Origin of the sequence: Aliirhizobium wenxiniae (assembly GCF_019511445.1) — a bacterium.
Lineage (GTDB): Bacteria > Pseudomonadota > Alphaproteobacteria > Rhizobiales > Rhizobiaceae > Neorhizobium > Neorhizobium wenxiniae_A.
In genome coordinates, this window is sequence record NZ_JAEUAN010000022.1 from 81,266 (window position 1) to 105,217 (window position 23,952).

25 protein-coding genes and 1 pseudogene are annotated in these 23,952 nt (G+C 57.0%); 15 read left to right on the forward strand and 11 right to left on the reverse strand.

What is annotated here, in order from left to right:
- Window positions 1-14: 14 nt before the first annotated feature.
- Window positions 15-1,142 carry a PAS domain-containing protein gene (locus JNB91_RS23585; protein ID WP_220327924.1) on the forward strand — a complete coding sequence of 376 codons (1,128 nt, stop codon included), beginning with the start codon at window positions 15-17 and terminating at the stop codon, window positions 1,140-1,142.
- The gene (locus JNB91_RS23590) at window positions 1,139-1,564 is read left to right on the forward strand and encodes a response regulator (RefSeq protein ID WP_220327925.1); all 426 of its coding nucleotides are present in this window, start codon (window positions 1,139-1,141) and stop codon (window positions 1,562-1,564) included. The genes JNB91_RS23585 and JNB91_RS23590 overlap by 4 nt, the downstream gene beginning before the upstream one ends.
- Before the next feature lie 106 nt (window positions 1,565-1,670).
- Here the strand turns inward: JNB91_RS23590 and JNB91_RS23595 are convergent, their stop codons facing one another.
- The 4 genes from JNB91_RS23595 to JNB91_RS23610 all read right to left on the reverse strand — a co-directional run bounded on the left by JNB91_RS23595 (window position 1,671) and on the right by JNB91_RS23610 (window position 4,100).
- Window positions 1,671-1,877, reverse strand: coding sequence for a hypothetical protein (locus JNB91_RS23595; protein ID WP_220327926.1), 207 nt, complete (start codon window positions 1,875-1,877; stop codon window positions 1,671-1,673).
- 17 nt (window positions 1,878-1,894) lie between these two features.
- Entirely contained in the window at window positions 1,895-2,341 is a 447-nt protein-coding gene (locus JNB91_RS30880; protein ID WP_223218345.1) for a hypothetical protein, read from the reverse strand.
- A gap of 270 nt (window positions 2,342-2,611) precedes the next feature.
- Complete coding sequence (locus JNB91_RS23605; RefSeq protein ID WP_220327960.1) at window positions 2,612-3,469, reverse strand: SDR family oxidoreductase; 858 nt, start codon at window positions 3,467-3,469, stop codon at window positions 2,612-2,614.
- A 61-nt stretch (window positions 3,470-3,530) separates the two neighbouring features.
- Window positions 3,531-4,100, reverse strand: coding sequence for a type 1 glutamine amidotransferase domain-containing protein (locus JNB91_RS23610; RefSeq protein WP_220327927.1), 570 nt, complete (start codon window positions 4,098-4,100; stop codon window positions 3,531-3,533).
- A gap of 350 nt (window positions 4,101-4,450) precedes the next feature.
- On the opposite strand from JNB91_RS23610, the gene JNB91_RS23615 reads away from it, so the two are divergent.
- The gene (locus tag JNB91_RS23615; protein WP_220327928.1) at window positions 4,451-6,172 is read left to right on the forward strand and encodes an FAD/NAD(P)-binding protein; all 1,722 of its coding nucleotides are present in this window, start codon (window positions 4,451-4,453) and stop codon (window positions 6,170-6,172) included.
- On the opposite strand, the gene JNB91_RS23620 is transcribed toward JNB91_RS23615, so the two are convergent.
- Window positions 6,112-6,834, reverse strand: a complete 723-nt coding sequence (locus JNB91_RS23620) for an MOSC domain-containing protein (RefSeq protein ID WP_220327929.1) — start codon at window positions 6,832-6,834, stop codon at window positions 6,112-6,114. The genes JNB91_RS23615 and JNB91_RS23620 overlap by 61 nt on opposite strands.
- A gap of 89 nt (window positions 6,835-6,923) precedes the next feature.
- Here JNB91_RS23620 and JNB91_RS31735 point away from each other — a divergent pair, with 89 nt between their 5' ends.
- From JNB91_RS31735 to JNB91_RS23635, 3 genes and pseudogenes are all read left to right on the forward strand, one after another.
- Window positions 6,924-7,328 (forward strand): NUDIX domain-containing protein, encoded by a 405-nt coding sequence (locus JNB91_RS31735; protein ID WP_220327930.1) that lies wholly within the window; start codon window positions 6,924-6,926, stop codon window positions 7,326-7,328.
- A gap of 141 nt (window positions 7,329-7,469) precedes the next feature.
- The gene (locus JNB91_RS23630) at window positions 7,470-7,997 is read left to right on the forward strand and encodes a DUF4142 domain-containing protein (protein ID WP_220327931.1); all 528 of its coding nucleotides are present in this window, start codon (window positions 7,470-7,472) and stop codon (window positions 7,995-7,997) included.
- 91 nt (window positions 7,998-8,088) lie between these two features.
- Window positions 8,089-9,251 (forward strand): annotated as a pseudogene (locus tag JNB91_RS23635) (zinc-dependent alcohol dehydrogenase).
- A 41-nt stretch (window positions 9,252-9,292) separates the two neighbouring features.
- On the opposite strand, the gene JNB91_RS23640 reads toward JNB91_RS23635, so the two are convergent.
- Complete coding sequence (locus tag JNB91_RS23640) at window positions 9,293-9,895, reverse strand: Crp/Fnr family transcriptional regulator (RefSeq protein WP_223218346.1); 603 nt, start codon at window positions 9,893-9,895, stop codon at window positions 9,293-9,295.
- A gap of 238 nt (window positions 9,896-10,133) precedes the next feature.
- On the opposite strand from JNB91_RS23640, the gene JNB91_RS23645 reads away from it, so the two are divergent.
- Complete coding sequence (locus JNB91_RS23645) at window positions 10,134-10,376, forward strand: DUF6894 family protein (RefSeq protein ID WP_220327932.1); 243 nt, start codon at window positions 10,134-10,136, stop codon at window positions 10,374-10,376.
- Between the two features lie 107 nt (window positions 10,377-10,483).
- On the opposite strand, the gene JNB91_RS23650 is transcribed toward JNB91_RS23645, so the two are convergent.
- The 3 genes from JNB91_RS23650 to JNB91_RS23660 all read right to left on the reverse strand — a co-directional run bounded on the left by JNB91_RS23650 (window position 10,484) and on the right by JNB91_RS23660 (window position 13,689).
- Window positions 10,484-10,651 (reverse strand): DUF2934 domain-containing protein, encoded by a 168-nt coding sequence (locus JNB91_RS23650; RefSeq protein ID WP_346269388.1) that lies wholly within the window; start codon window positions 10,649-10,651, stop codon window positions 10,484-10,486.
- A gap of 335 nt (window positions 10,652-10,986) precedes the next feature.
- Window positions 10,987-13,119, reverse strand: a complete 2,133-nt coding sequence (katE, locus tag JNB91_RS23655) for a catalase (RefSeq protein ID WP_220327934.1) — start codon at window positions 13,117-13,119, stop codon at window positions 10,987-10,989.
- Window positions 13,120-13,188: 69 nt separating this feature from the next.
- The gene (locus JNB91_RS23660) at window positions 13,189-13,689 is read right to left on the reverse strand and encodes a YciE/YciF ferroxidase family protein (RefSeq protein WP_220327935.1); all 501 of its coding nucleotides are present in this window, start codon (window positions 13,687-13,689) and stop codon (window positions 13,189-13,191) included.
- A 970-nt stretch (window positions 13,690-14,659) separates the two neighbouring features.
- On the opposite strand from JNB91_RS23660, the gene JNB91_RS23665 reads away from it, so the two are divergent.
- From JNB91_RS23665 to JNB91_RS23680, 4 genes are all read left to right on the forward strand, one after another.
- Window positions 14,660-15,055, forward strand: a complete 396-nt coding sequence (locus JNB91_RS23665) for a PRC-barrel domain-containing protein (RefSeq protein WP_220327936.1) — start codon at window positions 14,660-14,662, stop codon at window positions 15,053-15,055.
- 764 nt (window positions 15,056-15,819) lie between these two features.
- Window positions 15,820-16,059, forward strand: coding sequence for a DUF982 domain-containing protein (locus tag JNB91_RS31740; protein WP_220327937.1), 240 nt, complete (start codon window positions 15,820-15,822; stop codon window positions 16,057-16,059).
- Between the two features lie 85 nt (window positions 16,060-16,144).
- Window positions 16,145-16,453: a hypothetical protein gene (locus tag JNB91_RS23675; protein WP_220327938.1), complete on the forward strand. Its 309-nt coding sequence runs from the start codon at window positions 16,145-16,147 to the stop codon at window positions 16,451-16,453.
- Between the two features lie 55 nt (window positions 16,454-16,508).
- A complete protein-coding gene (locus JNB91_RS23680; protein ID WP_220327939.1) occupies window positions 16,509-16,724 on the forward strand; it encodes a hypothetical protein in 216 nt (71 codons plus the stop codon).
- Between the two features lie 355 nt (window positions 16,725-17,079).
- On the opposite strand, the gene JNB91_RS23685 is transcribed toward JNB91_RS23680, so the two are convergent.
- Complete coding sequence (locus JNB91_RS23685) at window positions 17,080-17,829, reverse strand: exonuclease domain-containing protein (protein WP_220327940.1); 750 nt, start codon at window positions 17,827-17,829, stop codon at window positions 17,080-17,082.
- 108 nt (window positions 17,830-17,937) lie between these two features.
- Window positions 17,938-18,567 carry a hypothetical protein gene (locus JNB91_RS23690; protein WP_220327941.1) on the reverse strand — a complete coding sequence of 210 codons (630 nt, stop codon included), beginning with the start codon at window positions 18,565-18,567 and terminating at the stop codon, window positions 17,938-17,940.
- Window positions 18,568-19,168: 601 nt separating this feature from the next.
- Between JNB91_RS23690 and paoA the strand changes: the two genes are divergently transcribed.
- From paoA to JNB91_RS23710, 4 genes are all read left to right on the forward strand, one after another.
- Entirely contained in the window at window positions 19,169-19,807 is a 639-nt protein-coding gene (gene paoA, locus JNB91_RS23695) for an aldehyde dehydrogenase iron-sulfur subunit PaoA (protein ID WP_220327942.1), read from the forward strand.
- Entirely contained in the window at window positions 19,804-20,754 is a 951-nt protein-coding gene (locus JNB91_RS23700) for an FAD binding domain-containing protein (RefSeq protein ID WP_220327943.1), read from the forward strand. Before paoA ends, JNB91_RS23700 begins: the two co-directional genes overlap by 4 nt.
- Window positions 20,755-20,757: 3 nt before the next feature.
- Window positions 20,758-22,956 (forward strand): aldehyde oxidoreductase molybdenum-binding subunit PaoC, encoded by a 2,199-nt coding sequence (gene paoC / locus JNB91_RS23705; RefSeq protein WP_220327944.1) that lies wholly within the window; start codon window positions 20,758-20,760, stop codon window positions 22,954-22,956.
- Window positions 22,957-23,031: 75 nt separating this feature from the next.
- Window positions 23,032-23,931, forward strand: a complete 900-nt coding sequence (locus tag JNB91_RS23710) for an XdhC family protein (RefSeq protein WP_220327962.1) — start codon at window positions 23,032-23,034, stop codon at window positions 23,929-23,931.
- Window positions 23,932-23,952 lie beyond the last annotated feature (21 nt).

Here is a 23,952-nt window from a genome sequence, read left to right on the forward strand (position 1 = left end):
TAATCAGGGCCCCTATGCAGGATAAGGATCAAAATCGACATGACGCGCGCAACGCCGGCGATCGCCTGGTCGCCGGACATGTGAGCGAGGACCCATTCGCGGCGGCGTTCAAAGCCACACGCATGCCGATGATTGTCACGGATCCCAGTCAACCCGATAATCCGATCATTTTTTGCAATGAGGCGTTCAGGAGGTTGACCGGCTACAGCGACGACGAAGTGATCGGCCGGAATTGCCGCTTTCTGCAAGGCCCCGAGACGGACCGGAAGACTGTCGCTAAAATTCGTGACCACATTGCCGCCGGCCAGGATGTGGCAGTCGACATTCTGAACTACCGCAAGGACGGCAGCACCTTCTGGAACGCCGTCTTTATCAGCCCCGTGCGGGACGAAGCGGAAAAAATCATCTACTTCTTTGCGTCCCAGCTTGATTTCACAACGGTCAAGAGCCGGGAAGCGGACCTTGCCGCTGCTCGCCATCAAGCCGAGGGAGAGGTCGCGAAGCATACTGCGAAACTTCGCGCGGCGCTGGATGCCCGCACACTGCTCGTCCACGAGGTCGATCATCGGGTGAAGAACAACCTGCTGACGATGGCCTCGATTGTCAAAATGCAGGCGCGCGTCACCAAAGACGATCGGCAGAGGCATACACTGATGTCTGTCCTCAATCGCATCGAAGCGCTCAGCACGGTGCAACGCAAGCTGTTCACTCTCGACGACGTCTCCAAATTCGACATGTCGGAATTTACCCGAGAGCTTGTGACCGATCTGGTCGATGCCACCGGTCGCAAGGACATCCGGTTATCTCTGGATCTCTCCCCGCTTCTCGTGCCGGCCGTCAAGGCAACGCCGCTGTCCCTGATCGTCAACGAACTGGTCGGGGATGCCGTTCGCCGTGGTTTGAGCGATGGCGGCGGCGACATCCATGTTGTCGTGCGGCGCCTGAACGGTCATTTCCTGATCCGTGTCGAAGACACGTCGGAACCGGTCGAGCCGAATAGCGAGAGCGCTGAGCTCGGCAAAAGGTTGCTTGAAGCATCGGCGTTGCAGTTGGGCGCTGAAATTGAACGGAAACAGGATGGCCGAAAGACGGTCGTCGATGTGGTGCTGCTCGTTGGCGACCACCAGGAGAATGCGCATTGAAAGTCATGATCGTCGAAGACGAAATGCTGCTTGCCATGGAACTTGAGAGCGAAGTGGAGATGGCAGGCCATCAAGTGACAGGTCTTGCCATGAACAGCGCCCAGGCACGCGAACAGATCGGTGCCTCGAAGCCCGACTTCGCGTTCGTCGACATTCACTTGATGGACGGTCCGACCGGGATCGACGTGGGGCGCGAGCTGGCGGCTGCCGGCATTCCGTACGTCTTCGTCAGCGGAAACATCAAGCGGATACCGGAAGATTTTGCCGGTGCCCTCGGAGCAATCGAAAAGCCCTATACGATGAACGGCATGAAGAATGCCCTCGCTTATGTGTCGGCGATTATAGGAGGTGACGACAGGGGCTCACCCCCGGCGAGCCTGGTGCTAGCCGAAGATGCGAATGCGAGCAGACGGTCTGTGTGAAGACAGATGATGCAGTTTGATTTTGGCTCTCCGATCATAGCCGAAATCTACGTTACAGGATTGATGATCCGGAATTGCCACTGCTGCGCCGAGTGATGCAGATCCTTTACGGTGTAGAGGCGGCTTGATGAACAGCTCGTTCACCACCATCATTCTCCCATTTTCTCGCTGGATGTTCATCGTCTGGAGGCTGTTTCCCTCCCGAACGTTCAATGTTGCGCTCGGCACGCCGCCTGAGTTCTTCTCTGTCCCGATCGGCGGTATCCGGATCGCTTCTGCCAGCATCGCTACCGAGATCTTTATTTTTGCCCATGCTGTCTCCTTTCAGGTCTATCGATCGCTTATAGATGGCAGGTGGATAATGATGTCGCGCTGCTCCTTCTCAGGTAGATGTGCGACGTGCTCGCGCCCGAACGCCTCCGCTGCTGAGGGGGCATTTTCCCAAGAGCGCGAACTTACGATATTGTCATCGACCTTCGCCCGCCGACGGCCGCCAAGCCGAAGATACTCAGTGGCGATTCGCAAGGATGGCGTTTCCACCTCTTCGGATTTCGACCGGTTTTTGGCTTCATCCGAGGATTGGCCAAGCACCTGAAGCAAGGCAGTATGTTCCGGTCTGCCGACACGTTCTTCGAGAAAGGCGCCAAGCGGGGCGCGGGTTTCATGGCCTCCTGATGCCTCGTTTGCCTTATGGAGGACAGACATATCGCCGTCGACCACTTCGAGAGACCAGCGGTCGCCATTACTGCTGATCGAAAATTCCTTTACATCGGTCATGCCGAACTCCTCGACTAGACTTCCAGGTCAACTTGAGGCCACGGACTTGCCACCTGTTTGCATCGGTTCGTAATCCAGATCGAAATCCTTTTCCTTCTTTTAACCCGGCGGCGTCCGATGGACGGTCGCGTCTTCTGAAGCCGTTACGACAGTCGGCTTCGCGCTGTGGACGCCAGTCGCGTGAGTATCTGCCTGCGAAGACGCTTACTGGCCTTTTGCATCATCCTGTGGCTTTGCCATGTGCTTTCTCCTTTGTTTGAGGTTTCCGCATCAAATGATCGGCTTGCCGCCGGTAACTGCGATCGTTGCTCCCGACACGTAGCTCGACAGCGGATCGGCCAGCATGACGTAGGCGGTTGCGAGTTCAGCGGGCTGGCCGGGCCGTTGCATCGGTACCTGCTTGCCGAAATTCTTGACGTTCTCATCCGGCATGGTCGACGGGATGAGCGGCGTCCAGATTGGACCAGGTGCGACCGAATTGGCGCGAATACCCTTTTCGGCCAGCATCTGTGCCAGTCCCGCTGTGAAATTCTGAATGGCACCTTTCGTTGTGGCATATGCGAGCAGATGCGGACTTGGACTATCGGCGTTGATCGAAGTTGTATTGATGATCGCGCCACCGGGTTTCATGTGCGGCACGGCGGCCTTTGTCAGGTAGAACATTGCATGGATGTTGGTGCGGAAAGTCCCTTCCCACTCTTCGTCCGAAATGTCCCCGATATCGCTGAAGCTCGCCTGGTGCGCGGCATTATTGACAAGGATATCGATGCCGCCGAGCTGAGAGACCGCTGTGTCGATGATTTCTTTGCAGTGTGGGGCGTACTGAATGTCCCCGGGTACAAGAATTGCCTTGCGGCCGGCCTTCTCGACCCACGATTTTGTTTCCTCAGCATCCTCGTCTTCGTCCAGATATGAGATCAGGACATCGGCGCCTTCGCGGGCGAAGGCAATCGCGACGGCACGCCCGATGCCACTGTCGCCGCCAGTGATTACGGCCTTCTTGCCGGTCAGGCGGCCAGAGCCTCGATAGCTTTCTTCGCCATGATCGGGCAGGGGAGACATCGCTACCGTCGTGCCAGGCATGTCCTGGCGTGGTGTATTAAATGGCGGTGTTGGATAGTTGGTCATGTTTCCTCCTTCAGAAAGAATTGGAAAAGCGGACACCTCGCGGCGCCCGCAAACGTCGCGACTATGCGCTGCGCGCCTGTGCCGGATGACGGCCTTCGGCAAATTCCTCGATGATCTTGGCGCAGAAAGCCGGCAAGTCATCCGGGTTGCGACTGGTGACCAATCCCTTGTCCGTTACGACTTCCTTATCGACCCAGGCACCGCCGGCGTTGCGGATGTCGGTCGACACAGTCGGGTAAGACGTCAGCGTGCGCCCTCTCACCACGCCTGCTTCTACAAGGATCCAAGGACCATGGCAGATAACGCCCACGGGCTTCTGTTGAGCGAAAAAGTCATGCACGAAGGACACGATCTGCTCGTTTCCACGCAGTGTGTCCGCTCCAACACTGCCGCCCGGGATGACCAAGCCATCGAAATCAGACGCCGAGACTTCGGCGACGGACTTCTCGATGATGAAGCTTGAACCCGGATCAAGATCGTTATTGACCGTTTGGACCTCGCCGGCTTCTACGCCGATCACAGTAACCAAAGCGCCAGCCGCTTCGACAGCGTGCTTCGGCTCAACGAATTCCGGTTCTTCAGTGCCACGGGGCGCCAGCAGGATTGCGATATTCTTGCCTTCCAAGGTCATGCTAATCTCCGTTTTCTATAGACGATCAAGACGGGCGGCAGTTTGAAACGCGCCACATGTCGCGCACAAAGGTTTGGCGCGCCGGCGTCTGAGTTAAGGTGGTGTCTTGGTTCGTGTGACCTCAGGAGAACCGTCACGCCGGGCGAAGGTTCCTGGTTGGTGTGCGACGTATTTTTGGCGGATCAACTCGGAGGCGTTAATCGCTGGGAATATTTGAGTCACGAGGCGCCCCTCGACCACGGAGTATCAGCGGCCTGTACGATACCGCACAGTTATTGACCTGATCTGGAACCTGTCAGACGTTAGGCCGTTTTGTCCGGCCTTCCCTCAAAACGAGCTCACCGAGCCTCATGACACGTATCGCCATCATTGGTTCCGGTCCCACCGGCATCTACACCTTCAAGGGCCTCGTAGCCTCTCACCAACCGCTGACGATCACCGTGTTCGAAGAGCTACCAGATCCCGGGAAGGGCACGCCCTATCATCCGGCGGTCAATGATAAGGCTATGCTAGCCAACATCGCGAGCATCGAAATCCCTCGCATCATCGATACCCTCATCGAGTGGCTGAGTGGACATTCTGATGCAGACCTGCAGCAGCTAGGCCTCGAGCGGTCGAGCATCGGTGAGCGCGAATTTTATCCCCGCGTGGTGCTCGGAGAGTTTCTGGCAGCTCAATTCTGGAAGCTGGTGGATCAAGCGAAGGCCCGCGGCCATACCGTCGCAATTCGGGCGAACACCAAGATAACCGATATTCGACTGGAGAAATCTCATGTCGCGCTGGCCGCACGCCAAGGCGATGAACCGGAAAGCACGGAAAACTTCGACCATGTCGTCATGGCGACTGGTCATGATTGGCCGGAAAGCACCGAGGTAACGCCGGGCTACTTTATCTCGCCTTGGCCCGCTAGCGCGATCAAGCGGATCGAGCCAGTCGAGGTCGGTATTCTTGGAACGTCACTCAGCGGCATCGATGCTGCTGTCACCGTTGCTACCGCTCATGGGATCTTCCTGCGCAATGAGCGCGGGCAGCTTGCTTACCAGCCGACTACCCATGGGCTTCACATGACAATGATGTCTCGGAAAGGGCTCTTGCCGGAAGCAGACTTCTTCTGCCCGATACCCTACGAAGCTCTCCAGTTTTGCACGCCGGAGGCCGTCGATGCCGCTATCTCGCGGGGACCGGCAGGGTTATTGGACAATGTGTTCGAGTTATTCAAAGCCGAGCTCGGGGCGGCCGACCCGGACTACGCCTCATCGATTGGCCTGGGGCTTGCAACGATCGAAGACATTGCTGAGCGATACTTTCGCAAACGGGAAGCAATGGACCAGTTCATCGCAGCGGCCAGAAACCTCGCCGAGGCAAAGAAGAACAAGGCGGAGAAGATCACGGTTCAGTGGCGGTACACGATCCTTCGCATGCACGAGGTGATAGCCCGCGCCGTTCCGTATTTGAATGACGAGGATCTTAAGCGCTTCCATAAGCATTTCAAGACCGTCTTTGTCGATGACTATGCCACGGTCCCCCATGCATCCGTCGAGCGCCTGCTTGCGCTCTACAACGCCGGAGCGCTCGACATCATGGCGCTTGGCACCGATTACGAGATCGATCGTTCGGAGAGTCGTCCAGGCGTGACGGTCACTGTCGAAGGGCGCCAGACCTATTATGCGGCGTTTATCGATGCGACGGGGCAGCATGCGGCCTCTGCCTCCGATCTGCCGTTCCCAAGCCTGAAACGTCGGGGCTTGGTCAAGGAAGCGGCGACGGAAACGTCAGCAGAGATGTCCGCAAGTCTGAGACGTACCGGTGGGATTGATGTCGACCACGCATTTCGGCCCATCATTGATCAGCCCGTCTCAAGAAACCTCTATTGTGTTTCCGTCCCTTTCTTGCTGCACAAGCTACCTTTCATCCAGGGTATAACCAGCGCCCGCGATATGGGGGAGATCGTCTCGAAGGCGATCATAACGTCGACGGAGTTTGCAGGCAATCCTCTGATTACGGCGCTGGGTCAGGAAAGCACAAACTTGTCGCCGAGCGAAAGCTTCCCAGCCCGTGCAACGGAGGCATAAACGCCAAGGCATCGGGCGCGCTGCCTGACGATTGTCCGCAGAATTTCCGGTTCTTCAGGCAATCCCGGCTGTGCCACCATTGTCATGCCGCACCGCTTGGTCCTTTCGGTGATGTTCCCCTTGACACCGCCACAGGCCCAGCTCCGACCCAGCCAATCCTCCTCAAAACTTTCGGTCTCTAATACGACGTTAGGCCTGAACCGTCGGCGGTCTATCTGGCTGCCTGGGGTGAGCGATGCCAGATCTGTAAGGCTTTTGGTAGTCAGGAAGTGGAGTGACGCAAGGTCATACCTCGGTTGCAAATAATTGGCTGCTGATCCGTCATTTTCGAGGGAAGACCCTTTGGGCCGAACGCCGCATCGAAATCCCATGAGTTCGCTTAGTGCAGCGTCGAGGCTGGGACCGATCGGCTTCATTTTCCATATAGGTGATGAGACTAGCACCTCATTGCCCGTTCGACATGCCGACAGCATCAGGGCAGGGCGCCAACGTGGTGTCGTTTCCGGTGAAGCGACCTCGCCGATATCGAGATCGACCAGGAGGTGCGTGCGATCTCCCTCGATCCCATCGTCGCCGACCGAAGCCGCATCCAGCCCCTCACCACCGATCGAGGATATGGGATAGCGCCAGATCTCTTTGATTGCGCCCACAGGCTTACTCATACAAATCCCCACTGTTGTCATTGCCAGCGTGGAACATCGGCCACCGGCCAGGGGTTCCCTGTCGGCATGGTGTTTAGGAAGGTTTGCTGATGGCAGAGATTGTGTGTGCAGCGTTTATCGACGATGGACGAGTGCTTCTTGCGAGGCGCGCAGCCCATCGAAAATGGTCTGCGAACAAGTGGGATCTGGTCGGCGGTCATGTCGAAAAGGGTGAGGGGCTCGATGTTGCGCTGGTGCGAGAATGCCAGGAAGAGGTGGGATTGACGCCCCGCGCCTTTGATCACGTGGCCACGCTCTATGAAGACGACGATCGGAAGAAGAAGTCGCCCTTCCATATTTTCAGGGTACCTCTCTGGGACGGCGGACTGCGCGTTTGCTGGGACACGAGCATTCGGAGCTTGGCTGGTTTGGGATTGAGGGCTTTCTCAAGGCCGAGCTCGCGTTTAACGCCTATCGCGACGCGGTACCGCCGTTGCTGCAGACCTACCAATTAGAGCGAAACGGTTAGGCGCTCACGTTTCGTACGTTGCCGTACGAAGCTGACTATCACTCGTTTCTCCCGGAACTGCGAGCGAACGGCGTCGTTCTGTTTGAGGATCTTCACTCAGGAAGACCAGGTTCCAGGGAATACGCAAATGAAACATGTCCTTCTCACGGCAAGCCTCCTCCTTTGCGCTGGCGGCGCTTTCGCGCAGTCGGCGACGGAGTCGACCGGCGTGAACTCCGCTCTTGGTGTCGCACCGAAAACCGAAGATTTCATCATGGAGGCCTCAGCCAGCGACGTCTTCGAGATCGAGTCCAGCAAGCTTGCGCTGCAAAAGGGAAATGACGCGACGAAGGCGTTCGCACAGCAGATGGTCACCGATCACGAGAAGACCACCGCAGAGCTCAAGGCGCTGCTCGCTTCCGGCAAGGTGCAGGGCAACCCTGTTGCAACGCTGACCGAGGATTTCAAGGAAGAGATCGACGAGCTCGCCAAGCTCGATGGTGACGAATTCAACGAAGAGTATATCGATGACCAGGTCGAAGCACACGAGGACGCCGTCGATCTGTTCAAGCGTTACGCGGAAGAGGGCGAGAATGCCGACCTCAAGGCGTGGGCGGGAAAGACGCTGCCGGCCCTAGAGCATCATTACCAAATGGCTCAGGATCTCGATAAATAATCTCCCTCCAGCGGCCGCCTCCAAGCGGCCGTTTTCTTTTCGTGCCGCTCATAGCTTTTGCGGCCCCGCTGATCATTCGGAAGGAACAGATATGAAGGCGCTGACTTGGGATGGAAGCGGCGACATTCGCTGCGAACAGGTAGACGATCCTGTTATCGAGGATGACCGCGATGCGATCATCAGGGTTACAAGTTGCGCCATTTGCGGCTCTGACCTCCATCTTTACGGCGGCTTCGTGCCAGGCATGCACCATGGTGATGTCATGGGCCACGAAACAATGGGCGAGGTCGTCGAAGTTGGCCGCGGGAATTCCAAACTTAAGGTTGGTGACCGCGTGGTCGTACCCTTCACCATCTCATGCGGTGAATGCCGTCAATGCCAGTGGGGTCAGTTTTCGCTTTGCGAGCGATCAAATCCGAACGGTGCCATGCAAGCAAAACAGATCGGCTATCCTACCGCCGGTCTGTTTGGCTACTCCGAAATGTACGGACGTTTTCCGGGCGGCCAAGCCGAATATCTGCGCGTACCCTATGCCGACGTCGGCCCGATCAAGGTGCCTGAGGGCTTGAGCGACGAGCAGGTGCGTTTCTGTCCGATATTTTCCCGACGGGTTACATGGCCGCCGAAAACTGCAACATCCAACCGGGACAGACGGTCGCCGTTTTCGGTTGTGGGCCCGTTGGTTTGTTCGCGATCAAGTCAGCGTTCCTGCTGGGCGCCGAGCGGGTGATTGCAATCGACACCGTGCCAGAACGCCTGGCGCTTGCGCAAGGGGCGAGCGCGGAGACACTGGACTATGCTGATGAGGACCTGCAGCAACGTATTGTCGACATGACCGGTGGGAAGGGACCTGATGCGGTGATCGAAGCCGTCGGACTGGAGAGCCATGGTGCCGGCGGTTTGATGGAGACGATGCAAACGAAGCTGTCGGCAACCGAGCGGCCATACGCCTTAAGCCAAGCTATCCTGGCGTGTCGTCCGGGTGGAACGGTATCCCTTCCAGGTGTCTTCATCGGTCCGGCCGTGCCGGCGCCGCTTGGGGCGGTTGTCGGCAAGGGGTTGACCCTCAAGACCGGGCAGACCCACGTTCAGAAATATCTCGAGCCGCTGATGGATCTGATCACCGAGGGCAAGATCGACCCGTCTTTTCTCATCACGCATCGCATCGGTCTCGAAGAGGGGCCAGAAGCCTACAAGACGTTTCGGGACAAGGCCGATGGATGCGTGAAGGTCGTGATCCGTCCCCACGGCTAATCGATCGCGACGTTGAGCTCGGCTCCTGGTCTGGAGCCGGGCTAATAGCGCCAGTCATGCCGGATATGCTGATCGTATTCCTTCTCTGCTATGCCATAGATTGGGCTGGCAAACTCTTTCAGTTTTTCGACGTCCTTGATGAGGATGAGACCGCGCTCTGCCTTGATCGCGTGCTTGCCTTCCAGACGATGGAGTGCGTCCGTGACACTTGGGCGGCGGACGCCGAGCATCAGTGCCAGAAAGTCATGTGTGAGCGGCAACTCGTATCCGATGCGGTCACGGCCCATCAGGATCCAGCGGGCAAGCCTCTTCTCGACACCATAACGACCATCGGCGAGGGCGGTTGTGGCGACTTGTATCAGGAACACGTGGGCATAGCGTGTAAGAAGCTCGCGCAGCGACCCACACGCTTCCATCGCGGAGCGAAGAGCCTCGACTTCGATCCTCAATGCGGGACCTCCACATTGCATGAAGGCGAAGTGAGGCGTGCTGTCTACACCGAGTACGGCTGGAACACTCGAAAAACCCTCCAGACCCACGCAGCCGACTTCGATCGTCTTGCCACCGTAACCGCCAGCGATTTCCGACGACAGTCCCCCTTCGAAAAAGAAAACGTGGCGTAGCTGCTGATCGGATTCAAACAAGTGCTCGCCCTGCTGCAACTCGACAGGTTCAAGATGAGGCCTCAAACGTGTGGCGACATCGTCCGAGAGAGCATCGATAGGATCCTATTCGTCGTCCAGCTCATGATCAGCTCCGCTGCCCGGTTTCGGTCTAACCAGCTAGCTAGCGCGGCAAACTGAGATATCCATAAAAACAAAAGGTTCGCGGGAAACCTATGAGGCTCTGTCAAGTTATGCAGGAGCTACAAGGGAGTGATAAATGATCCGACTTTATTTCCATATTCGCGAAGGAGATCGATTGTCCAGGGATCCGGAGGGTGCCGAGTTTCAGGACGTCCAAACCGCACGTACGGAAGCCGTGCGCTCGGCTCGCGAGCTTTTGTCCCAGCGCGTGCTGAATGGAGAAGAGATCGATGGGCAATCCTTTGAGCTGACCGACGAGAGCGGCGCTGTCGTGGATACCGTCAAATTTCGCGACGTGCTTCGGCTGCACCAAGGTTGAAATATTCAGCTTAAGTAGAAATGCACATGCAAGGCGAGTGAGGTCGATCACCCGCCTACACGCCTAGATTTGAATTACTCTTCGTCGTCCCAAGATGGGCGTTCAGGCTAGACTGCGTTCGGTCGAGCATCCCATTCGGCGCTGGCCTGGGACCAATGCTCATGCTCTTGACCCTCAGGCTGTCCAGCCTGCTCCCACAGCTCGTAAGCCCGACGGGCAGTCCATTCCTCACGATTTTCGTCCATTTTAACCTCCCTGCAGGAAAGCGAAGACATCCTCGCCAGCCAGTTGCTGTCATTCTCGAACTGCTGATCCCGTTAGAGCCGCGAAGGGTGATTAATACCTCGGCGCGACACCTCCCAAAGAACAGCGGGCGGAGAACGTCAGCTTTTCTAGGTGGGTTCCTGACGAAAGAGAAAAGTGGGTTAAGGGTACGATGCCGGACAAACGCAGCAGCGGATTTCTCCCGTCACGCGTGGCTCGCATAGGACGTGAGCACTAGGGAAATGCGACGCCTGGAGCCTTTGCGGCGAATCTGGCGGCCATCACTGTAGCGATGTCGACGTCAAAGATGTCGGCGCGAGCTTATGACCCGCGCCGATGACTGTGTTTATGCTGCGGTTGCCGATGCCGAGCCGAGCTTCACTGACGGCTCACGTCCCCAGACGCGAAGTTTGCCAAGCTCTTCGACAAAACTTGTCAAAGTCGTGCCGTCGGAGATTTCCAGAAGACCTTCGTCAATGTCCTTTGCGATACCGGCTTTCTCAAGCAATGGCAGGGCGACATCGCTGTAGCCGATGAACTTGCAATGCTGGAACGCGTCCGCGACGAAATCCCGTGCTGTCGCCTCTTTGAGCAGATCTTCGACACCTGCCTCAGACGGGAGGAGTGCAACAGCATCGAAAAGCACCGAGGGGCCACCATCGATCATATGGTGCGCCTCGATGAAGCTTCCGTCGGAAGCTCTCACGCCGCCAACCTTTGGTGCGATAAGCTCGACGAGGCCCTTTTCCTTCAAGATGGCGCTCGTCAGAGCCTTCAACAGTTTCGCATCGACACCATCGGTCACGAGGATGCCGAGTTTGCGGCCCTCAAAGCGCTTCGGTCCGCGCTCGACGATACTGAGCGCCGGGGACGGCTCGAGATCCTGTCGTGTTGGTACTGCTGCCGTTGCTGGCTTCGGCATGGCGGCCATTCCCAACCGATGAGCGACCTCGGATGCGAGCGTTTCATCGATGTTGATCAGATGGGAAACCATGCGCTCGCGGATCGCGACTGTCTCGACCTTGCTGAGCTCAAAGGTGAGCGCCATGATGATATGACGTTGTTCTGGAGGTGTCTGGCTGATGAAGAACTGTCGCGCTTGGCTGTAGTGATCCGCAAAACTTTCAGGGCGAAGTTGAACCTTGGTGCCGGCTTCTTCCGCCGGAAAATGCCTGTAGCCGCGAGTTTTGCTTTCGCGCGGACCTTCACCGAACGAGTTCGGCTCATAGTTCACCCGACCGACCGGATTGCGCATTGCCATATGGCCGTCCTGCTGGAAATGCGCGAAGGGACACTTTGGGGCATTAATCGGCAGATGGGTGAAGTTCGGACCACCCAGCCGCTTCAGTTGGGTGTCGAGATAAGAGAAGTTGCGGCCCTGCAGCAAAGGATCGTTACTGAACCCAATTCCCGGCGGCACATTCTGGGTCATGAACGCGACCTGCTCCGTCTCAGCAAAGAAATTGTCCGGCATGCGGTCCAGCACCAGCCGTCCGATCGGCTTCACAGGCAGAACCTCTTCCGGGATGATCTTCGTCGGGTCGAGGATGTCAAAATCAAAGTTGTCTGCAAAATCCTGATCGAAGAGCTGAACACCGAGCTCCCATTCCGGGAAGTTGCCAGACTGGATGGCCTGCCAAAGATCCCGGCGATGGAAATCTGGATCCGCACCATTGATCTTTACCGCCTCGTTCCAAGCGACAGACTGCAGTCCAAGCTTCGGCTTCCAATGGAACTTCACGAAAGTGGACTGATCCTTCTCGTTGATGAACCGGAAAGTATGGACGCCAAAACCTTCCATAAAGCGTAGCGATCTGGGGATGGTGCGGTCCGACATGATCCACATGACCATGTTCATGCTTTCAGGCGTGAGACTTATGAAGTCCCAAAAGTTGTCGTGTGCCGTCTGGGCTTGCGGGAAGGCACGATCGGGCTCCTGCTTGGCGGCGTGGATGAGATCGGGGAACTTGATCGCATCCTGAATGAAAAAGACGGGAATGTTGTTACCGACCAGATCCCAATTCCCTTCCTTGGTATACATCTTGACGGCAAAGCCGCGGACGTCGCGCGCAAGGTCTGCCGACCCCTTGTTGCCGGCAACCGTCGAGAAGCGGACGAAGACCGGTGTCTTTTCGCCAGCACGCTGAAACACGTCTGCCTGGGTATATTTGGCAAGGGATTCATACGTTTCGAAATAGCCGTGCGCACCATAGCCGCGTGCATGAACGACGCGCTCGGGAATGCGCTCATGGTCGAAATGAAAAATCTTCTCCCTGAAGTGGAAGTCTTCCATCAACGCCGGGCCACGAGGACCCACACGCAATGTGTTCTGATCGTCGGCAACCGGAGCGCCTTGCGATGTCGTCAGCACGTCGAAGCCATCTTCGGCTGTCTGATGAAGCTCGCCGCCGTTACCGCGCGAAGGTTTCTGATCGTGGATAGCTACGTGATCGGTTGATGATTGAGTCTTCTTGGCCATTTGCCCGTCCTCAGGTTTATGAAACAGAAAAAGGCCGCCTTACGGGCGGCCTCTCGTCATTTCAGTTAATCAGGCAGCTTCCTTGCCCTTGTCGTTGGCGGAAGCTTTTGCCAGTGCCGTCAACTTTTTGTCGGTCGCCACTTCTTCCGACAAGTTTTGCTCGAGGAGCGGAACCGCATCCTTCAGGCCGAGCTGCTTGGCCCACTCAATGAGGGTGCCGTAACGCGCGATCTCATAATGTTCGACAGCCTGCGCAGACGAGATGAGACCAGCATCAAGCGCCGAGGATCCCTTGAATTCCTCGATGATCTCTTCGCCTTCGGCGATGATGCCCTGGATGGCTTCGCAGGTCTTGCCGCGTGCCGACTTGCCGAGGAGCTCGAACACCTGTTCGAGGCGCTCGATCTGGCCCTGTGTTTCCTCGCGATGGTGGAGAAAACCTTCCTTGCCTTCCTCGGACTGCGACGCACGCGCCATCTTCGGCAGTGCCTTCAGGATCTGCTTCTCTGCAAAGTAAATATCTTTCAGCGTATCCAGAAACAGGTCGTCGAGAGTTTTGGCGTTTGCCATATCGTCCTCCATCGTTTTTAGATGTTGCAAGAGGTGCGGACCGCGCGCCGCACCGATGACAGCGTGGAATGTTCGGTGCGAGTGAACGGTTCCCGTACGCCAGCGTACCAGGAACGCTGACATGCTTTATCTCGCCATCGAGCTCCAGTCGGCGCCACCCCCTTGAGTGTGGGCCTATCGGGTGATCCCGAACAGGAATCCGACGAAGACCGCAATCCCGACTGACTGCCAGGGATTCTTGCGAATCTGAAAGCGTACTTCGTCCGATGCGCGATACCGAAAACTACCGACCTCTTCTTGCAGTGCCGACAGTGTCTCCCTAGGCTCAACATAAGGGTCATTACGATGTTCAAGAACGGAACTCAGCGCCTGATCGACACGTGGCGCATCCGAAGTGTCAGCCGGACCGGAAACTAACGTCGACGAGCTTTCAGCCGGTACAGAAATGCCCGGTTCCTTGGTTCCCAGGTCCTCACCGCGTGCGGGTGACCTGAAATTTGGGTCGTATGTCATAGCGCTCTCAACCTCATTGGGACGCCGCGGCGTTTATCCGCTGCTTGGGACTGACGATGCTAAGCATTGATGCTGACAAATGTTCCACCTGGTGACGTCGCATTCTGCGATAGTGCGGTACCGGACAACCCTCAATCCATTTTGCGTTCCGTAGATGCACAGCCAATTGAAAGGACGATCGATAAAATCCCTCGCAATCGCCTTACGCCGGAACCTTGATCACATTCCTCATTGTCGATGCCATCTGGCTTGGTCAGGGGTGGCCGGTCGCATTGAGCATCGTCGCGATGGCTTGGGAAACAATTCTGATCGCACGAGCAACTGGCTGCAGATATGTCGCGGTCCGCAAATGGTCACAGGGCTGAGCGAACGTCGACCTGAACCGATTTGCTCGGAACAAACGCTTCAGTCCTGTCGTTTCTTCCACGTACCTGAAACCAACGAAGAGGAGGCAAATATGCTGAATCAGGAAAATCGCGTGACCGGTCAGGATCCTTACGTCAAGGATACACTCTCATTGATCGCAAGCGACAAGGTCGAAGGCACGAAGGTCTATGGCGCCGACGGAAAGCGTATCGGCTCTATCCAGCGTCTTCTCTTGGAGAAGCAGGGTGGACAAGTGGCCTACGCGGTGCTTAGCTTCGGTGGCTTCCTGGGGATCGGTGATGATTACTATCCACTGCCTTGGGAAAAGCTGACCTATGACGAAGGTCTCGATGGCTATCGGATTGACCTCACCAAGGACCAGATCACCGGCGCGCCGCGCTATGCTGATCTGGATGACGACTCCTGGTATCGTGCGAACGATCGACGGATCGACGATTATTATGGCCTTCCGCCGACACGGATGTAGTGGCCGTAAAAGTCAAGGGAATGAGGCCTCGCTTTTGCGGGGCCTCTTTCTTTGACGCGCTGCGATTGATGCAGCGACCGTCGGGTAGGTTAAACCCACCTCTCAATGCATCTCATCACGCGACGACCCTAACAGGGATGCTTAGCCGCTGGCGTTTTCGATAACTCGTCATGGTGATCGATGGCGTACAACATATTCCTTCCACGATTTAAGTTCCGTCGCGGTATGCCCATTCCAAACGTCGGGCGTGCAGGGGCGTTTGTAAGCTCTCACATCATCGCCTTTGCGCCGTTCTCACAGAATTCGAAGGGGTGATAGTTCGTCGGCTTCGGCCAAGCGCAAGGAACACACATGTAGCCGCCCGGTTTGTTCTGCTGGGCAACCGTCTCCAGGAAAGCGGCTGACGACTTTCTCTCGCCGTAAATGCGAGCAATCGATTTCAGCGATCCTCAGCCTCCCGCAGGGCCTTAGCCATCTGGGTTGCTGATGTAGTCTGCTACAAAAAGCTCCAGAAGGGGCATGAGATGACTACGGGCCAATCGCGCATTGGACTGGCGAGAACGAATACTTGTCGAGAGGAAAACATCTCGCACCGACAATGTTCCGCGATGACTCATGCTTGAGTTCAAACTGAGCACCAGGCTCCTTGCTCCGCGAGCGAGAATGAGGCGGGAACAATCTGATGACTGCTCGGGTTATGGGTAGACTCGTGTCTGTGATCGACTGATCGCATTCTGTTAAAACGCCTCCGCACTGGAAGAATCATGACTGAACTTTGGGAACACCCCGTAGAGATCAAAACAGGCGCTGCGGGTGATCTGAAATGCATCAGGAATACCCGAGAGGCCGTCGCGTCCTTGGCTATCGACTTTCCCAAAGGCGGGCCCGATGTAGGTACCGCTAAAAAAGTATGCCTCCGGGCAGTCTCAGGTGCAATTCCAGGCGATAGCGCCGCCGCGGCTTTCAGGATTGCCGCGAAAAGTGCTGGCCTACTGCGAGAGTGAGCCGCGAAGACATTCAATCTGGAAATTACCGAAACCAATGCTGGTGTCGCTAGTTCACCCTAAATCACCACCAAGGAGCGAGACTATGTCTGACAGCAGTACCACCACAGTCCGCGCGATATTTGAAACCCGCGAGGCAGCTAATCTTGCCGTCGAGCATCTGGTCCAGAAACATGGGATCCCTCGACCGGATATTTTCGTTCAGTCAGCGAATGATGAAAACTCGGCCGGTTCAGTGCCGTCGGGTGGAGACGTTTCATCTTCAGGAGATGTGCGGACGGACGCACCGATCATGGGCGATATTGAAGTGTCGGTCGATATCGCCGCAGACCGCTTAGCCGCAGTCCAGCGCAGCATGGGTGATCTCGGAGCCATGAGGGTGTCGGGCCTGTAATATTGGTCGAAAACTGCCGTGGCTCACCCAAGATAAATGGTCAAAGGAAAGCAATATGGATGATTGGCGTGGACGAATTTCAGACGACCTGGAGCAACTGGTCGATCGTGCGGTTACGGCAGGTGCAAAGCAGTCGGACGTTTTTGCCGAAATGACCAAGACGATTGAAGAGCTAAAGGTAGCCAACGCGAGCGATCCGGATCCGGCTGATGCGCCGTCAGAGATCGTCCTTGATGAGCCTGCCGACGACTGGCCGGCCGCCGACAAGTGACAAGCGGTATTGGTTTGCGAGATGCCCGTCTCGCTCAAGACGCGGCGAAGTCGGCGGATCCAATTCGTGAAAATCGTGTTTTGACAAGATGGCGACTGAGGTCGGGGTCGCCATCCTTCCACCAGACAGGGCTACGCTCACCGAGCGCGACCTTCGCTTTGTCTACGCGCCGGCGCGCCTGGGCCAAGTCCTCCGGGTCGCCCTCCGCTGACCTTACAGCTCGTCTTCCTGACGATAACTCCCTTGCGAATTTGTCTCTGGTTTGAGCCTCAAGCGTTGGGTTGGTTCTGCGCCATAGCCTGCAACGAACAACGAAATAGCGTCAATCCAGCGTCTCGGGATAAGGCTTTCCCCATTACAAAAATGCCTTCTGGAGCGGCTCGATATGGTCTTGGTGCTCAATCTCTCCTCTTTTCGACAGCTCGGTTTGGGCAGTGAAGCGTACGTCGATGTCCCGATCTTGCAGAAATGCGTTCAGCACATCCGTGGTTAGGCGGTCCCATCCTTTTCCGCGATGCAATCCCGTGGGCACCCGCGGGAGAAGACCTGGCTCAGCGCTCCATGCCAATAGTTGCTTTAGCGACGCGGCATTGAGCAGATCTCGCAAGTGATGGGCCGTCACATAGGCATCCGGCATGGCTCGATGCGCCGGAAGCCCAATCTCGTGAACGAGGCCTTCTGGCATCCGCTGGTAACGTAGCATCTGATTGGAGAAACGCGGTAGTTCCGGCCAAACACGGAGCGCACATTTCCATGTGCATATCCATGGTACGCCGCCTGTAAGCCGCGGGGTACAATATCGCTGTTCGAAGGCCGCGCGATGCGCAGCCAGAGCACTCATCCCTCCGCCAGGACGTAGAACTGTCGGTGCGATATCTTTCCAGTAGGGTGCATCGGCGACCTGTTCATTGAGGATATGATGGATCGCCATCATGTCAGGAGAAATCGGGCGGCCGGGATTGACGAACACTGCACCTCTTTCCTCGTTGACCACCCAATCACCATCGTCGCACAAAACGACATCTTGCCAGCCTAGTTCGCAGACATCATTCGCTCCATTGCCGCCGGTCTCTAGATCAATGACGCGTATACGAGCGATCGACATCCTTCTCCGTCCTTTGCAAATTGACTAGGTCGTAACCGAAACAACTGCGTGGTTGTTCCTACGCTTCATCGCCTTGGTGATCGCCAAGCATTTCTTCAACGATATCGCTTATTTGAGAAGTCCGTCGCGGTCGAAATCTGCCCAGCCTGAAAGATGATCGGTATCCTCGTTCACGAAAGTGACCGCTTTGCTTTTTGCTTTTTCATTTTTCTTTGACTGCCGCTTGAGTCTTGTTTCGTAAGCAGCTCGTTGGCGCTTCTCGGCCGTCGCTTCGGCATCCTCGACCCGCCACTCATCGACTGCCCCCCGATCAAGGAGGTCTTCCACCACTTTTGGATTGAACACATGAAACGTGATCTGGCGAGCGCGGCCGGCAAGGCGAACGGTTCTCGTACCGGCACTGACCAAGCGTCCATCTGCCAGCCATCGACGCCGCTCGCTGGCTGTGATTGCGAGGATGTCCTGTATCTCGCGCGGAATAATGGGAAGGGCCTCAGCTTCTGCCACAATGCTGGAAGCAATGGCCGCCGCCCTTGTGAAAGCCGTCTTCTCCGCCGCAGACATCACAAGCCTGATCGCGTTTCCGTCAAGGACAACTGCTTTTCTCGCCGTGGCAGGAAGCCGAGCCTGGATTTCTTGCAAAATGCCTTTGGCACGTACTGCAGATCCAAGCGTCACCGCCGGAGAAAGCGACCAGGTGGCTAGAAGTTCAATGTTAGTGTCTTCACAATCGCTCATGGAGCACAAATATGGTGGCTCTGACGTGCCTTCAATGAACAGACTACAACAGAGGTGGGGTCGCTTCGACAAATACCCTGTGATTGCCGCAATAAATAGCCAATTTGCAGATATCAGAAAACCAGTCCCGCGACCGGATCCGCCTTCCACTGCCGTGTCAAAAGACGGGTATGATGTATCGAGCCGCTCTGGGATGCCGCACCGGGATCAGGTCACTCGGAGACGGACTAATCAATTTGCCATTCAGTGTCATCCTCGCCTTGCCAATTGCTATGATGCCGTGCACCGCGCGCGAAATTATTGATCCGACCAGCTTGCGATGACCAATGCGTCCATGAAGGGCATGATCGGTGGGTCGGCATATCTGCTGGTAGTATTGTCCTGCCTCGTGCATCCACCGGCGAAGCATTCTTGCGCTCTATCAAGTTTGCGGACGACAGTTTCTCTCTGCGCAGGCTGCAAGGCCGAAGCGTATTCATGCGCTACGCTAATAGGTGCATGCGGTTTTGCAGGGGTAATCTCGCTCGATTAAGGCTCTATCTGACTTCGACGTCGAGGCTGTCTCAACTCATATGAAGATGCCATTAGCCAGGAGGTTGCGATGCAAACACCAATTCAATTGGAACTTTCCCGAAGAGAACTGCTTGTGTCCTCGGCCGCGACAGTAGCGGTCGCTGGAGCCGCGACGGGTGTACGGGCGGCAGACACAAGGGGAAAAGCCTTGCAGAACACAACGGACGTGGCCTTCGAGGTCAACGGAGAGACACAGCATCTGACCTTGGACAATCGCACCACGCTGCTCGACGCATTGCGAGAGCACTTGCATTTGACGGGAACGAAGAAAGGCTGCGACCACGGCCAGTGTGGCGCCTGCACAGTGATTGTTGATGGTCGCCGCATCAATTCATGTCTGTCACTCGCTGTCATGCATGAGGGCGACACGATCACCACCATCGAAGGCCTCGGCCAACCCGGCAATCTTCATCCGATGCAGGCCGCATTCGTCAAGCATGATGGATTTCAATGCGGTTACTGTACGCCAGGACAGATCTGTTCCTCCGTGGCGGTGCTTGAGGAGATCAAGGCCAACATTCCAAGCCACGTCACAGAAAGTCTCACGCAGAACGCCACCGTTACCTCCGATGAAATCCGCGAACGCATGAGCGGCAACCTCTGTCGGTGCGGAGCATACTCGAACATTCTGGATGCGATCCAAGAAGTTGCAGGAGAGCCGGCATGAGAGCGTTTACCTATGAAAGGGCCTCGTCGGTCGAGGCTGCGGCAGGCGCGGCAGCGCAAAATCCTGATGCAAAGTTCATCGCCGGCGGTACCAATCTTCTTGACCTGATGAAGCTTGAGATCGAAAAGCCTTCGCATCTCATTGATGTGAATGGCCTCGGCCTCGATACGATCGAGAAAACGCAGGATGACGGCTTGCGTATCGGCGCGCTGGTCCGCAACACCGATCTCGCAGCGGATGGGACGGTCCGGCGCGACTATGGGCTTCTGTCCCGCGCGCTTGTTGCAGGGGCATCAGGGCAACTGCGCAACAAGGCGACGACTGCCGGCAATCTGCTCCAGCGGACGCGCTGTCCCTACTTCTACGATCCCAACCAGGCTTGCAACAAGCGGAACCCCGGCAGCGGCTGTTCCGCCATTGGCGGGATTACCCGCCAGCTTGGTGTGGTCGGTGTGAGCGAGGCTTGTCTAGCCACCCACCCAAGCGACATGGCGGTGGCGATGCGAGCTCTGGACGCGGTAGTGGAAACCGTCAAGACCGACGGTGCGAAGCGCACAATCCCGATCGCCGACTTCCATCGCCTGCCGGGCGACACCCCGCATATCGAATCCGCGCTGGAGCACGGCGAGTTCATCACCAGCGTTGTTCTGCCATCGCCGGTCGGCGGAAAGCAGATTTACCGCAAGGTTCGTGACCGTGCCTCCTATGCGTTTGCGCTGGTATCTGTCGCAGCCGTCATTCAGCCCGATGGTAGTGGCAAGGTCGCTGTTGGCGGCGTCGCCCACAAACCGTGGCGCATCGAGGCTGCGGAAGCCGAACTGCCGAAAGGCGCGCACGCCATGACATCGGCGCTGCTGGCCGATGCCCGCCCGACCGAGCAGAACAGGTTCAAGATCAGCCTGACCGAGCGCACGCTTGGCGCCGTTCTGTCAGAGGCGAAGGGATAAATCATGCAGTTCGAAAAACCAGCAACGACCAATCCGATCGACCAGCTCAAGGTCGTTGGCAAGCCCGTTCAAAGGATCGACGGCGAGCTGAAGACCACGGGTCGCGCGAGATATGCCTACGAGTGGCACGATCCCAACCTGCCCTATGCCTACGGCTATCCGGTCGGCTCCGCCATTGCGAAAGGACAGATCACATCGATCGACAGTGCTGCCGCCAAGAAGGCACCCGGCGTTCTCGGCATCGTCACCGCGCTCGATGTCGGCAACCTGCAAAAGGGCAAGCTGAACACCGCCAATCTGTTCGGCGGCAGTGTGATTCAACACTACCATCAGGTAGTCGCCGTCGTTGTTGCAGAAACATTCGAGCAGGCGCGTGCTGCAGCCGCACTGCTCAAGGTCGACTATGTGCCGGAAAAGGGCGCATTCGATCTCAGGGCTGAGATGGCCAATGCTAAAACGCCTGATCCTTCGACCGAGCCGGAGAGCTCGGTTGGGGATTTCGAGGCGGCTTTTTCTACAGCCGCCGTGACGTTGGATGCCGAATACACCACCCCGGATCAGTCGCATGCGATGATGGAGCCGCATGCATCTATTGCTGCATGGGACGGCGATGAGGTCACGGTCTGGACGTCCAGTCAGATGATTGACTGGTGGCGTTCGGATTTCGCCATCACGCTCGGCATGGATAAGGAAAAGGTGCATCTGATGTCACCGTTCATCGGCGGCGGCTTCGGTGGCAAACTGTTTCTGCGCGTCGATGCGGTGCTGGCAGCATTTGCCGCCAACGCGGTCGGACGGCCGGTCAAGGTCGCGCTCCCGCGTCCGATGATCTCGAACAACACGACCCACCGTCCAGCCACGATTCAGCGCATTCGCATCGGCGCCGAACGTGACGGCAAGATCACGGCGATTGGGCACGAAAGTTGGTCAGGCGATCTGCCGGGTGGCGGGCCGGAGACGGCGGTAATGCAGACGCGTCTGCTTTATGCTGGTGAAAACCGGATGACCGCCATGAAGCTGGCGACGCTTGATCTGCCGGAGGGCAATGCCATGCGTGCGCCAGGCGAGGCTCCCGGCTTGATGGCGCTCGAAATCGCCATCGATGAGATGTCGGAAAAACTCGGCATGGATCCGATCGAGTTTCGCATCAAGAATGATACCTTGGTCGATCCGGAAAACCCGGAGCGTCCATTTTCTCATCGCGATCTCATCGGCTGTCTGAAACTTGGTGCCGAAAAGTTCGGTTGGGACCAGCGGAAAAATCCTGCGACACGGCGCGAGGGAAACTGGATGATTGGCATGGGGGTCGCGGCTGCGTTCCGCAACAACCTCGTCATGCCGTCCGGCGCGCGGGTGAAGCTTGATAAGGATGGTATCGTCACAGTCGAGACCGACATGACGGATATCGGCACCGGCAGTTACACAATCATCGCCCAGACCGCCGCCGAGATGATGGGCGTCGGTGTCGATAGGGTGGCTGTCCAGCTTGGTGATTCAAGATTTCCCGTCTCGGCGGGATCCGGCGGTCAATTCGGTGCCAATTCTGCAACCTCCGGCGTTTACGCCGCATGCGTCAAGCTTCGCGAGGCAATCGCCAGCAAGCTTGGGTTCAATTCGGCCGACGTTCTGTTCGAGGATGGTGAGGTCAAGTCCGGCAACCGGGTTGTCCGTCTGGCCGAAGCCGCAGGCGTAGACGGCCTTGTTGGCGAAGATACCATCGAGTGGGGAGAGCTTACCAAGACGCACCAGCAATCAACCTTTGGCGGACATTTCGTCGAGGTCGGCGTTGATGTCGCCACCGGTGAGACGCGTATCCGTCGCATGCTGGCCGTCTGCGCAGCCGGCCGCATCCTCAATCCAATCACCGCCCGCAGCCAGGTCATCGGTGCAATGACGATGGGCGCGGGTGGTGCATTGTCGGAAGAGCTTGCGGTCGATACCCGACATGGGTTCTTCGTCAATCACGATCTCGCAGGCTATGAGGTTCCTGTCCACGCGGATATTCCGCATCAGGAAGTGATTTTCATGGATGAGACAGACCCATACTCATCGCCGATGAAGGCAAAGGGAGTGGGCGAACTCGGGTTATGCGGTGTCTCCGCCGCCATCGCCAACGCGATCTACAACGCAACCGGCATTCGCGTTCGACATTACCCGATCACGCTCGACAAGCTAATCGACGAACTGCCCAACGTAGCATGATCGTATGAGTTAGCCTCACATGGCCACCGCCCGTTCTTCCGAGGATCCGACTTGAAAGATGCCCCGATAAACTTGATGCCAAGCCCCGTCCGGGTCAGTTCCGTCGATAATCAAGCTGATATCCTTGGCTTTGCTATCGAGGCCTCGCAGTTAGGTAGAGCTGCTCTTGCAACACTGGTGGAGATACGAGGCGGGGCTGCGCGTGCTCTTGGCGCCCATGTCGCCGTTGCATCCGATGGCCGGTATTGCGGCTATCTGTCAGGCGGCTGCGTTGAAGCCGCCGTAGCAGCAGAGGCTCTGGAGGCGATCGCCGAGGATCGTGATCGCATCGTCAAATTCGGAGAAGGTTCGCCGTTCTTCGACATTGCTCTACCCTGTGGCGGCGGCATCACTATCGCTATTCATGTCTTGCGCGATACGAATGTGCTGAAGGACGTTTTGGGCGAGTTGGCTGGGCGTAAGTCGTTGGCCTTGAGTTACAGCCCGGATACGGAGAGTCTTGTGCGCTTCGACCAGGTCCCCGTTCGATCGGGATGGCGCGGCAAGGATTTCATCTGCGTTTATCGGCCTGTCACACGTGTCGTGATCTCCGGCCAAACGGGGGAGGCGGAGGCTGTGCGTCGTCTGGTGGAAGCGTCAGGTTACGACCTAACACTTGTGGGCTCGCGCTCCTTATCGCAGGCGACGGCTATAGATGCGTTTACAGCGGTGGTACTGTTACATCACGACCTCGACCACGAGGAAGACCTCTTGAGCAAGGCTCTTACGTCCCCCGCTTTCTACATCGGCGCTCTTGGGAGCACGCGCACGCATCGGCGGCGCATCGATCGCCTCAAATCGAATGGCGTTTCTTCAGAAGCCTTTGATCGGATTAAAGCACCCATTGGTTTGTTCGGCCCGACAAGAGATTCGACGTCTCTCGCCCTTTCTGTTCTGGCTGATATCGCTGCTGCTCGGCTGGAGACATTTCCATGACGGTGGCTGACGAGGAGTAGG